Annotated in this window: 7 protein-coding genes; all 7 read right to left on the bottom strand. The window is 56.7% G+C overall.

Features of this window, described 5'->3' with window-relative positions; genetic code table 11:
* Positions 1-41: 41 nt before the first annotated feature.
* The 7 genes from HX801_RS07530 to HX801_RS07500 all read right to left on the bottom strand — a co-directional run bounded on the left by HX801_RS07530 (position 42) and on the right by HX801_RS07500 (position 12734).
* On the bottom strand, positions 42-1586 hold the full coding sequence (locus HX801_RS07530; RefSeq protein ID WP_371135981.1) for an ABC transporter substrate-binding protein: 1545 nt from the start codon (positions 1584-1586) through the stop codon (positions 42-44).
* A gap of 364 nt (positions 1587-1950) precedes the next feature.
* The gene (locus HX801_RS07525) at positions 1951-3579 is read right to left on the bottom strand and encodes an ABC transporter substrate-binding protein (protein ID WP_003216000.1); all 1629 of its coding nucleotides are present in this window, start codon (positions 3577-3579) and stop codon (positions 1951-1953) included.
* A 258-nt stretch (positions 3580-3837) separates the two neighbouring features.
* Entirely contained in the window at positions 3838-5439 is a 1602-nt protein-coding gene (locus HX801_RS07520; protein ID WP_177021843.1) for an ABC transporter substrate-binding protein, read from the bottom strand.
* Between the two features lie 135 nt (positions 5440-5574).
* Positions 5575-7947: a hypothetical protein gene (locus tag HX801_RS07515; protein WP_218166075.1), complete on the bottom strand. Its 2373-nt coding sequence runs from the start codon at positions 7945-7947 to the stop codon at positions 5575-5577.
* Positions 7944-8255 carry a hypothetical protein gene (locus HX801_RS07510; protein ID WP_134327322.1) on the bottom strand — a complete coding sequence of 104 codons (312 nt, stop codon included), beginning with the start codon at positions 8253-8255 and terminating at the stop codon, positions 7944-7946. The genes HX801_RS07515 and HX801_RS07510 overlap by 4 nt, the downstream gene beginning before the upstream one ends.
* 118 nt (positions 8256-8373) lie before the next feature.
* On the bottom strand, positions 8374-11721 hold the full coding sequence (locus HX801_RS07505; RefSeq protein WP_177021842.1) for a dermonecrotic toxin domain-containing protein: 3348 nt from the start codon (positions 11719-11721) through the stop codon (positions 8374-8376).
* A 299-nt stretch (positions 11722-12020) separates the two neighbouring features.
* Complete coding sequence (locus HX801_RS07500) at positions 12021-12734, bottom strand: SIMPL domain-containing protein (protein ID WP_003216012.1); 714 nt, start codon at positions 12732-12734, stop codon at positions 12021-12023.
* Positions 12735-12841: the final 107 nt, after the last annotated feature.

The following is a 12841-nucleotide window of genomic DNA, read 5'->3' as shown; positions in this document are numbered from 1 at the left end:
CAGCAAGGCGAATGCTCGCCCTGCGCAATCCGGTTATCTTTTTATGGGTTGATGCTGACGCCCGAGAACACGTTGCGGCCGAAGGGGCTCACTTTGAAACCTTCGACTTTGGCGCTTAACGGCTGGTTGACCGTCGAGTGGGCGACTGGCGTGATCGGCACCTGCTGCTTGAGCAGTTGCTGCGCCTGTTTGTATAGAACAGTCCTTTGTTCGCGGTCGGTGACGACCTTGGCTTGCTTGATCAGCTTGTCGTACGCCGGGTCACACCACATGGAGTAGTTGTTCCCGCCGATGGCGTCGCAGCTGTAGAGGGTGCCCAGCCAGTTGTCCGGGTCACCGTTGTCGCCGGTCCAGCCGATCAGGCTGATGTCATGCTCGCCATTCTTGGTGCGCTTGATGTACTCGCCCCATTCATAGCTGACGATCTTGACCTTGAGGCCAATCTTTGCCCAATCGCTTTGCAGCATTTCGGCCATCAGCTTGGCGTTGGGGTTGTACGGCCGTTGTACCGGCATCGCCCACAGGGTGATCTCGGTGCCTTCCTTCACGCCGGCAGCCTTGAGCAATTCCTTGGCTTTTTCCGGGTTGTAGGCGGCGTCCTTGATGGTGTCGTCGTAAGACCACTGGGTCGGCGGCATGGCGTTGACCGCCAGTTGCCCCGCGCCCTGGTACACGGCGTTGAGGATGCTCTGCTTGTTCACCGCCATGTCCAGGGCCTGGCGCACTTCGAGCTGGTCGAAGGGCTTGTGCCGCACGTTATAGGCGATGTAGCCCAGGTTGAAACCCGGCTTGGTCAGCAGTTGCAGGTTCGGGTCGGCCTTCAGGGCTTCGACGTCGGCCGGGCGCGGGTGCAGGGTGATCTGGCATTCGCCGGCCTTGAGCTTTTGCACCCGTACCGAGGCGTCGGTGTTGATCGCAAAAATCAGCTGGTCGAGCTTCACGCGGCTCGGGTCCCAGTACTGTTTGTTGCCGGTGTAGCGAATCTGCGAGTCTTTCTGGTAGCGCTGGAACACGAACGGCCCGGTGCCGATCGGCTTCTGGTTGATGTCGCTGGGCTTGCCGACCTTGAGCAAATGGTCGGCGTATTCGGCCGACAGGATCGAGGCGAAGCTCATGGCGATGTTCTGGATAAACGCGGCGTCGACCGTGTTCAGGGTCATCACCACGGTGTGCGGGTCGGTTTTCTCGACCTTGGCGATATTCTTGTTCAGGCTCATCCCGTTGAAGTACGGAAACTCGGTGGGGTAGGCCTTGCGGAACGGGTGTTCGGGGTCAAGCATGCGATTGAAGGTGAACAGCACGTCGTCGGCGTTGAAGTCGCGCGTCGGCTTGAAGTCCTTGTTGCCGTGGAATTTCACCCCTTCACGCAGGTGGAAGGTATAGGTCAGGCCGTCTTCGGAAATATCCCAACGGGTTGCCAGGCCCGGTACGACATTGGTCGCGCCTTTTTCAAACTCGGCCAAGCGGTTGTAGATAGGCTCGGCGGCGTCGTTATCGGTGGCCGTCGTGTATTGCGCGGTGTCGAAGCCCGCCGGGCTGCCTTCGGAGCAAAACACCAGGCTCTTTTTCTCGGCAGCCTGGCCCATCGAGGCCACAGCCAGCAGGCTGGTGCCAAATATCGCGGATAGAACGGTGGTATGGCGCATAACAATCCCGATCCTTGTTTGTTGTTTTCGTCAGTGAGCAATCGCAAGGTCATTCACGACCTTGCGACAACACTGATCCCACAACGGCAGTTGCCCTACAGAGACGATGCGTCTGCCGTACCACGACGTTATGGGTCGGGAGCCAGGCAGTAAATGCAACGAATCTGACAGACCTTGTAGGTAACGGAGCCGCGATTCGCAGTTAGCTGCCGTAGGACGGCAGCGTGTGCGGAGGTGGTCTGTTTCCTACGGTCTTGGCGGATGCAATAACGGCGACGTTATGAAACGTCGCCGCCAGAGATCCTTACTTGCCGCTTACGCTCACGCCGTAGAAGGAGTTCAAGCCAAATGGGCTGATCTTGAAGTCCTGCACGTTGTTGCGCATGGGTTGATACACCGTCGAGTGCGCGATAGGTGTCATCGGGACTGCATCTTTGAGGATATGTTGCGCCTGCTTGTACAGCTCGGTGCGTTTGGCTACGTCGGAAGTCGCCTTGGCTTCTTTCACGATGCCGTCGAATTTCTTGTCGCACCACTTGGAGAAGTTGTTGCCGGCCAGGGAATCGCAGCCGAACAGCACGTTCAGCCAGTTGTCCGGGTCACCATTGTCGCCGCTCCAGCCAATGATCATGGCTTGGTTCTCGCCGCCTTTGGAACGCTTGATGTACTCGCCCCACTCATAGCTGACGATGTTCACTTTCAGGCCGATCTGTTTCCAGTCGTTCTGCAGCATCTCGGCCATCAGCTTGGCGTTCGGGTTGTACGGACGCTGGACCGGCATCGCCCACAGGGTGATCTCGGTGCCTTCCTTGACGCCGGCTTCCTTGAGCAAAGCCTTGGCTTTGGTCACATCAAACGGCGCATCCTTGATGGTGGTGTCATAGGACCACTGGGTTGGCGGCATGGCGTTGACAGCCAGTTGGCCTGCGCCCTGGTACACCGAGTCGATGATCTGCTGCTTGTTCACCGACATGTCCAGGGCCTCACGCACGCGCAGGTCGGACAGCGGGTTAGGCGCGGTCTGGCCCTTGAGGACCGGCATTACGTTGTAGGCGATGTAGCCCAGGTTGAAACCGGCCTGGTGCGGCAGTTTCAGGTCCTTGTCTTCACCCAGCGCCTTGAGGTCGGCCGGACGTGGGAACAGGGTCACCTGGCATTCGTTTTTCTTCAGCTTCTGGATACGCACCGACGGGTCGGTGGTGATGGCGAAGATCAGGTTGTCGATCTTCACGTCTTCAGGTTTCCAGTAATCCTTGTTGCCGGTGTAACGGATGTTGGAGTCTTTCTGGTAGCTCTTGAACACGAACGGGCCAGTGCCGATTGGCTTCTGGTTGATGTCCTGTGCCTTGCCTTCCTTCAACAGCTGGGCGGCGTATTCAGCCGACTGGATGGAGGCGAAGCTCATTGCCAGGTTCTGGATGAAGGCGGCGTCCACGGTGCCAAGGGTGAACTTGACGGTGTGGTCATCGACTTTCTCGATGTTCTTGATGTTGGTGTCCATACCCATGTCCGTGAAGTACGGGAACTCGGTCGGGTAGGCTTTACGGAACGGATCGTCTTTATTGATCATCCGGTTGAAGGTGAACAGTACGTCGTCAGCCGTGAATTCACGAGTTGGCTTGAAGTACGGGGTGGTGTGGAACTTGACGCCTTCACGCAGGTGGAAGGTGTACGTCAGGCCATCCGGGGAAACGTCCCAGGTCGTGGCGAGCCCAGGAACAACAGCGGTGCCGCCGCGCTCGAACTGGGTCAGACGGTTGAACATGGTTTCGGCCGAAGCATCGAAGTCTGTTCCGGTGGTGTACTGGCCTGGATCAAAACCGGCCGGGCTCCCTTCGGAGCAGAACACCAGGTTGCTCGCCGCTTGGGCGAAAGGTGCAGCAGCCATTAAACCGGCGCTGACTAATAACGGAATGACTGCGTGTTTAAGCATGTTGGCCTCATGATTTGTTGTCATTTTTGGTAGTGAGGGCGACCTCGTGAGTCGACCTGCGGATACTTATGCAGGGCCCATACCCAATGCAAGATGTTGAGAGCCTACAACGGCTAAACAGTGGTACGAACGTACACGAATGTCGCATATGTGTAAGTTCAGACACATTTACGCACTTTTGAGGGTTTTTTTCGGTGCGAGGGCTGCACCAGGAATGCCCAACCGAGGCGTCTGGCGCACTCGGTTGGGGCGCGGCTGTTACTTATTCAGACTGACGCCGTAGAAGGGAGTGAGTCCAAAAGGACTGATCTTGAAGTCCTGCACTTCCTTTCGCAGGGGCTGGAAAACCGTCGAGTTTGCGATAGGCGTTATAGGTACTTGTTCCTTAAGGATTTTTTGTGCCTGTTGATACCACTTGATGCGCTGCTCGCGGTCGCTGCTGACCTTGGCCTGCTGTACCAGTTTGTCGTAGGCCGGGTTACACCATTTTGCATAGTTGCTGCCCTTCACCGCGGCACAACTGTAGAGCACGCCGAGCCAGTTATCCGGGTCGCCGTTGTCGCCGGTCCAGCCGTAGATCATCACGTCGTGCTCGCCGGCTTTGGCGCGTTTGATGTACTCGCCCCACTCATAGCTGACGATATTGGCCTTGATGCCAATCTTTTCCCAATCCTGCTGGATCATCTGCGCCGACATCCGGGCATTGGGATTCGACGCGCGTTGTACGGTCATCGCCCACAGGTTGAGGGTGGTACCTGGTGCAACCCCTGCTTCTTTTAGTAGCGCCCGCGCCTTGGCCGGATCGTAGGGCGCGTCCTTGATTGTCGGGTCATAAGACCACTGGGCCGGAGGCAGGGCGTTCTGCGCCAATTGTCCGGCGCTCTGGTACACCGCCTTGATGATTGCCGGCTTGTCGATGGCCATGTCCAGCGCCTGGCGCACCTTGAGCTGGTCCAGGGGCGGGTGGGTCACGTTGTAGGCGAGAAAGCCCAGGTTGAAGCCGGCTTGCTGAAGAACCCGCAGGTTGGGGTCTTGCTTCATCACTTCGATGTCGGAAGGGCGCGGGTAACCGCTGACCTGGCACTCGCCGGCCTTGAGCTTTTGCAGGCGCACGGCGGCGTCCGGGGTGATCGAGAACACCAGGTTGTCGAGCTTCACATCTTCGGGCTTCCAATACTGTTTATTGGCGCTGTAGCGAATCTGCGAATCCTTCTGGTAACGCTTGAACACAAATGGCCCGGTGCCCACCGGCTTCTGATTGATGTCCGCGGCCTTGCCTTCCTTGAGCAACTGCGCGGCATATTCGGCGGACTGCACCGAGGCGAAGCTCATGGCCAGGTTCTGCACGAAGGAGGCGTCAACGTTGTTCAGGTTGAAGCGCACGGTGTGCTCGTCGAGTTTTTCGACGCTCTTGATCGTGGTGTTCAAGCCCATGTCGGTGAAGTAGGGCGACTCCGATGGATAGGCCTTGCGGAACGGGGTCTCGGGATCCAGCAGGCGCTGGAAGGTGAAGAGCACGTCGTCGGCGTTGAAATCACGGGTCGGGGTGAAATAGTCGGTGGTGTGGAACTTGACGCCATCGCGCAGGTGGAAGGTATACATCAGGCCGTCTTTGGACACGTCCCAATGGGTTGCCAGGCCGGGTTCGACTTCAGTGCCGCCACGCTTGAACTGGGTCAGGCGGTTGAACACGGTTTCGGCGGAGGCATCGAAATCGGTGCCACTGGTGTACTGGCTGGGGTCGAAGCCGGCGGGGCTGGCTTCGGAGCAGTAGACCAGGGTGCCGGCTGCCTGGGCCATGGGCATGAATGCCAGCAGGCCGGCAGCAAGGAGCAGCGGTTTTAAGGTGATTCTTTCCATGGAGACCCCTGAAGTGGCAGGCAAATAGTGCCCGAACGAAAACGGCAGTCACCGAGGTTACCGCCGTTCTTGTCACTCAGGTAGAGATAAGCATGCGAGGCCCCAGTGTCTCCGGGATTCGGCTATTCCAGGTCGCTACGATTTGGCCGGAAAGTGTTCGGGTTTATAAGTGAACGCCCACCACTTGAACGGATTCCAGTACGGGTTGTTCTTTGACGGCTTGAATTTCTTGATCCGCGCCATTTCTTCGCTGACATACTGTTCAGCCTGAGCTCTTACTGCGGTACGGACGTTGTCGGTGATCGGGATTTTTTGTGCGGATAAGTTCTCCAGGTAGAGGTGTTCTACTTTATCAATGGCTGCTTTTACTTGTTCCGGGGACAGGTTGGCGGTCAAGGTACCGCTATAACCTTTGACAGGGCGGCCAATCAACTTTTGGAATTGAGCGGCAAACGAAGCATCCCCACCGGTTGCGGAATCACATGACAGCAGGCGCACGTTGTCGAACTCTTCCGGATGGATCCCTTTGCTGTGAAGCGTATCCAGCAATTCTTCCGGACTATTGAGCTTTCCATCATAAGAAACTTTTGCGACCCCCGTAGTCTCATCGACTTTACCGTGTACCAGTATGTTCAATCGCTGGGCCGAACCTTGTTTGTTCACATCCACGAACGTGTAAAGTTTATCGTTGATAGTGTTCAGGCTATCTATTTCTCCACTGAGAATACTGGTTTTTTCAGCAGTAGAAAAAAGGGCTTCGCCGACCGGCAGATTTTTAACCGTTTTCAGGGGCGGCAGTTCGACGCCGTCTACGTTGATAGATGCCGGGGGGACCTCTGGTCCACTCGACTCAATTTCATTTAAAGACGGGTCCGGATGACTATCGCCGGATACTTTCGAAACGCGTGTCAGCTCAAATTCGCTCTTCTGCGAATTATAGTTCCAGCGGTAGTCTTCAGTAACGGTGGAGTTGAACGTAATCGGAGTTTCACCCAGGCTCGCCTCGACCAAACCGGGTGCAACTTCGTGTGCCAGCATCAGGCTTGAGATGACGGCCGCAGCAGTTCCCCCTGTGCGCTCGCCTGCGGTCTTGCCATAGAGGCTGTCATGCACGCCAAACACGATATTGCCTATATTGCCAACAATGGGCAGATTACCAAAGGTTTTGCCCCAGGTGTCTTTCACCGACTTCCAGGCTTGCTGCGAGGCACCAAACACATCCGTCTGGTCGGCCCACACCGCATTGTTGGCGTTCTGCTCCTGATAGTGGGGGGCGATACCTTTGTTCAGATCGCCAAATTGCAGCCCATAACCTGCTTTTCGCGATTCGGTGTAGTTGAATAGCTCTCGTACCGGCACGGATTTATCTTTGTACCAGTGTTCGTACCCCGGATATCGCGACCGATTATCCTGGATGAGGCTGTCGAGCACCGCCCCGGCCGGTGGCCAGTGGGCATTGTGTCCCCCTTGCATATCACCGGTATTGAAACGGCGCATCAATTCATCACGATTGTCTTTGGCCCAGTTCGCAAATTCTTCATCGCCTTTTATCTCGCGGACAGCGCCGTTCTTCAAGTCGATCATGACTCCCTGATTGGGGCGATTGGCGGGATTGCCATCGTAAGGCGTGTAGGGGATAAAGGCATACCCGCTCATGGGGTAGCCGTAAATATTGGGGATAATCACTTGCCCATTCTTGTCCAGCGTGCGATTCACCGCTTCCTGGCCGGCAGGGCTTAACCTTGCGAAATTTTCCGTGTCACTACGAAGGCTCAGCAACGTGCCCCGTGTTACATAGGCGTCTGCTTTTCCCGATCGCTCTGCTATTGTTCCGGAGCCCTCGCGCATCGGCGCGGCTATGTCTTTCTCCCAGCGAGCTTGAAGTTGTCGGCCGAACGCTTCCAAATCATTGATTTTTGTCCGGTCTTTTTTTTCTATTTCCATTTCAGGAAAATTTAAAACCCCACCACGTGCGGGTCTGTCGTGCGCTAGAGCACCCGCTGCAATTTCCCATGCGAAATAAGTGTGTGTCTGGGTATCAGAGAGATTTTGTGCTGTGCCCATACCGACATAGGTATTGAACGTTACCGTGAACTTTTCATGCGGGTCGAACCCGGCTGCCAATAAACCCCCACTGAAGTATCCTGCGGGGTCCATGAACAGGCGCACGTTCTGGAACTTGACGTTTCGTTCGCCTTCAGTGCCACTTTCTATATTTTCGATCTGCGTCTTTACACGATTGGCATAGGCATCGATATGAGCCTCTCGCTCATTGTAGATATACCCATCGCCTGGCGCGTGAACAAAGTCGGGTCCGTAAATGGTTGCCTTGTAGATATCAGACTCGTTCCTGGCGGCAGTGCCAACGTTGTCCGTTTCATAAATATCGGTACTCTTCAATGGCGTTGGCGGTATCCGTTCCAGCGCCTCGGTACGTTGTTCTTGAGTCGTACCGGGTAGCGGTGTTTTTGGGTAATGGACAATGTTAAGTTGAACTGAGCTTGTCATTTCAGATTACCTGGCTGGATGTTGATTGCACGCATCTGCGCCGCCATAAACTGTGGATGAGGAGTACGGTGATCTACGCCATGAGTGGTGCAGCGTCCAGGCGTGTTCCGCTCGTTGAGGGTGAGGATGTAGTTGTCCATTGCACGGGTTATAAGTTGAAAAGATTTATCACCAACGCACTTCAATGTGTCCGGACCAGCAGACGCCCGGCGATTAAGCATTTTCTGAAGCTGGTAACCGGTTATTACCGCTGAAACTTCTTGAATTAAGTGCCAGGCAAAAAAAATGCTGCCCGAAGGCAGCGGCATTGCAGTCCTGCTCCCTGAAATGGCAGGTAAACGCTACGCGAACGAGAACGGCGGTCACCACGGTGCCGCCGTTCGGGTTACCCAGGTTGAGATAAGCGCCTGCGTCGCGGCGATCGCCTTAAAACACCTGTGCGCCGCCATAAACGGTGGACTGTATCCACCGCGGGTCCATAGGATCGCTCCAGACGTGCCGAGGCGGCGTACCACCATCTCCGATCAGGATTTGCCGGCCCTCGTCGCTCCATTCCTGCATGCGTTGTGCGAATTGGCCGTGGTACTCGTTGGCCGGACAAGTGATACCGGCCCATGGGTCCACTATCCACGCATCAGCCCATTCGGGCTCGGCAAATCCAGCGGTCAAGAGGTTAGGCTGACTTGCGGGGCCGCCGACCACGCTGAAGGTGTGTCCCTGCACTTGTGCAATGCGGGCAAAGCCGCCACTGGCGTTAATGGTATCGGTGGCGACCCTGGCCATCTGGTCGCAATTGCCGGCCCCCGTTTTCAGGATGACCTCCGAGTAGTTGGGCGCGCCGGTTCGAGTGTATAGCCAGGTCACTATTTCATTGGCCACGTCGCTGCGCAGACTGTTACCGGCATCGGCCAGGGTTTTCTGGTTGGCCGACCGTATACCGGTTGTCTGGAACTGTTCCTCCACCGTTCTCTTGCCCCAACGGGCGTAGGCCTTGTTTTGCTCGTTGACCGTGAGCTGCCCGAAATAGTGAGGCTTTTGAAGGGGCTCAAGTTGTATGGTCTTGGCGGCCACCTCTACCTTCTTGTCCCAGGCATAGACTGCCAGTAGAACTTCACGTTTCTTTTCATCGGACAGTCCGGCCAGGACTCGGTCCAGTTGGGTGGCTTGATCGGGTGTGAAGTTGTATTCAAGGCTCAGTTTTTTTGCCAGTGAGTCCAGGGAGGGCAGTATCACCAGATCGTTATTGTGGGTTTTTCCGGAAATGTCACGATAGAGGTCCTTGTACTCGTCATGCAGCCTGATGATGTCCCGGCTGGCCGGATCGGTGTTTGCGGCGATGCGTTGAAAGTTGAGCGCAGGGTTCGAACCGTCGTATTCGGCCACGTAGTAAATGCCGGTATCGCCCTCGACCACCACATAATCTATTCCTGCGTAGGGTATTTTTATGCCCCTCAGGACGCGCTGGTCATCACTGAGATCACTGATCTGGTCCAGCTTTACAACCACGGTTTCCTGGTTGAGCGCCCGTGGTTGACCGATATCTTCATAGCCGAAGTCCGGCTCATTGAGCACCACCCCGCTGGTTTGGTTGCGGTAGGTAACCGGCGTGTGCCCGGGCACCGACATCAGCTCCTGGCTGGATGTGTCGCTCACTCTATACAGCCTGTGCTCATGCACCACGGTCCGCGCGCCTTCCTGCGTTGGGGCGCCCGGCAAGAGACGCCGATGCTCAAGTGCCTGGGCGTCTTGAGCGACCGATGTATCGGCGTCCTCGATCATTTTTGTGTAGCACAAGCTGTCAATGTTGCGCTTTACGCGGCGCCCAACCGGCGCACAAACGGCTTCAAAATCCTCCAGCGGCTCGGCATGCTCGGTAGGCCCCATCTTGGTCAAGGCGTCCGGTTGTGCGGGGTCGTAGCGGTAAACGTCATCCCCGACCACTACATCGGTATGGGTTGCACGCTTGATCAGGAAGGTCTGGTCTGCGGACAGGCCCTCAGGTACCAGCACGCTTGCCCCTGCAGCTCCCGGCTCGACTTCGCGCGTGAGGGCGATGCGGGTGGAGGACTCAAGGGCTTTCGAGGCCCTCTCTATCCCTTTCTCCACCAGTGAAGTTGCGCCCGAAGCCACCGTCGGCAGCGCATTGAGCACTCCGAACACGATATGGTCGGCCCCGCCTTTCTTGCCGTGCTTGACGTCATCGATGCCGATACCGGCCTCCGCTACGCCGGAGGCGACGTAGAACACCTCGAGGGCCACGGCGACTTCGGGCATCACCAGTGCCAGCGGCGTCATCAGCATCGCGACCTTGGTGGCGGTTTCCAGGCCTTTGAGGATGTTGGCTTTGGTCACGTCGCTGTCGGTGACGATTTGGGTCTCGGCATCCTTGTACGAGCGATCTTTCTGGCGGGCAGTAATGGCCTCGAATGGGTCCTGGGCGAGGGGTTCGGTGGTGATGAAAGTCTGCGGGTTGAATTCATTCAGGCGCTCCAACACATCGGCATCCGGCGCGTCTTTGCGGTGCCAGCCACCCAGCCCGGTCAGTGTCTGGTTCACGCCGTCGGAGAACGTCCGGTCGGCCTGGTCACGCAGCGTGAAATGGGTTGAAAGGGCTTCGCGCTTGGTGGGGTCGGCAGCTTGCTCAGCCAGCCAGTTTTTCATCTGGGCCTGGCTGTCAAAGCGATGAATAGGCGACGAGTTGCCGGGAATATACAAAAGCGTGGGGCTGATGATCTTGCCGTCATCGGTGACCTTGGGGTTTTTGTCGGTGATGTACAGCAGGTCCGAAGATTGAAAACCGTTGATGCTGAGCAGACCCATTTCCAGGCCTGGGTCCTGGGCGGCAGAGGCTTTCAGGTCCTCGACGCGGAGGTTCGACCAGTCTTTATCGGTGGTCAAGTTCGCTGCGCGTAGCGCCAGTTCCTTGTCGCTTGGGCTCAGGCTGCCGGTCTTTTCCTGGAGCAGGATGGCGGCAACGAAGGAGGCCTTGGTCAATGCCGTGTATTTGCTTTCGTGGCTGGGCCAGAACGTATCCAGGAATGTTTTATACGGCGCGGCGCGTTCGGTGTTCCACACCAATTCCCTGAATTGCTCCGGGGTCTTTTTGATCCGCATCGACTCGTTGTATTGCTGGCGCTGGCCGGGCGGGGAGGCGCGGTATATAAACTCATAGGTCTGCTGGGCATTGACGGCAGAGTCAATGGCAAGCCCCGCCTGGCCCAGCGGCGAAAACGTCAGTAGCCGTTCCAGCCAGGTATGCAGGGTCGTGCGTGTTTTTTCCTCGGGCGTCTGGTGTTCATCGGTGTTGTTTTTTTTCTGCACATCTTGCAGGGCCGCCTGGGTCAAGGTTATCCGGTTCAGTACCTTTGCATTGCGAGGAGGCCTTCCCCGTGTCGGGTCGTAGTTGAAGGTAGTAATAAACGTGTTGTCCGGATCAACGTCCTCGCCCCACTTTTTCTTGATTTCGGCCTTGATAAGGTTGGCGGTGCTTTCCAGGGGCGTCTCGAACCCTGTCGTTGCACTGCGAATGTAGTTTTCGACTGTCTTGTTGTATGGCAATCCCGGGATCAACACGTCGTGAGTGTGACGGCGGGGTCGTGATGCGGGAGTGTCGGTGGCCCGATCGGCTGCCTTTACGGGCTGCCCTGGCGAATATGTCTGCCGTGAAGTATCCGTACCTTGGCGGGGTTTTCCCTGTTCTTCGGCAATACCTGCCGAGGAGGGGGTATCAAGGAAGAAGCCGTTGTTTGCCGCGATGGAACCTATGGTGGTCATATGACAAATCCTGATGTGCATGGTGTGCAGGAATGATGTGATGTCCGCCATAGGTGGTTCAGCGTGTAGGCGTGTTCCGTTCTTTGATGGGGAAGATGTAGTTCGCCATTACGCGGGTTATAAGCTGAAAAGATTTATCGCCGGTGCGCTTCAAGGTGTGTGGACCAGAACACTCTCAGCCATTGAGTATTTTCTTAAGCTGATATCCGGTTATTACCGCTGATACTTCTTGAATGAAGTGCGCAGGCAAAAAAAACGCTGCCCGTGGGCAGCGTCATTGCAACTGGGGTACCGCTCGATCAAGGCATCTGGACTTCGATCACGCCATCTGCGGTCATGTTGACCTGGCTGGTGCCGGCTTCGACTTCCGGCGTCGGTGCCGAATCCATCGCTGCGGCTTTCATCATCATCCCGCCGCGGGCATACGGCTGTGGATAACCGTTGGTGTTGAAGTTCAGGTTGACGATCTTGTAGCCCTTGCCGCCCAGCGCATCGGTGGCCAGTTGGGCACGGGCCTTGAATGCGGTGACCGCTTCTTTAAGCAGGGCATCTTCGCTGGCCTTGCGGGTCGGGTTGGCGATGGCGAAGTCCATGCTGTCCATTTTCAGGTTGGTCAGCATGTCGCCGGTGAGCTTGGACAGGGCGGCGAAGTCGGCACTTTCCATGCGCAGCTCAGCGCGTTCACGCCAGCCGGTGATTTTCTGGTTCTTGTTGTCGTAGATCGGGTAGCTGTTGCGGCTACCCTGGCGCAGGGTCACGCCTTTGACTTCGCGGGCCTGGGCCAGCGCCTTGTTCATGGTGGTGGTGATTTCGGCGGCAAGCTTGGCCGGGTCGGTGTTCTGCGACTCGGTGTACAGGGTGACGATCATCTGGTCGCGCGCCACTTCCTGGCTGACTTCGGCACGCAGGGAAATCTGGTTGTAATGCAGTTCGTCAGCGGCCATGGCCGGCAGGCTGGCGAGGGTAGCGGCGCCGAGGGTGAGGGTGGCTGCACTGCGAATGAAACGAGACATGTAAGCTCCTTGAGATGTTCGTGTTCGGTAAGACTGTAGACGCAAGGTTTCAGTTCTTCGGGTTTACACATTCACTACAAGTTGGCGGATGCCGACGAACGGTCATG

Source organism: Pseudomonas sp. G1002 (assembly GCF_013385455.1).
In the GTDB taxonomy this organism is placed as follows: domain Bacteria; phylum Pseudomonadota; class Gammaproteobacteria; order Pseudomonadales; family Pseudomonadaceae; genus Aquipseudomonas.
This window is presented reverse-complemented; position numbering and strand designations above follow the sequence as displayed.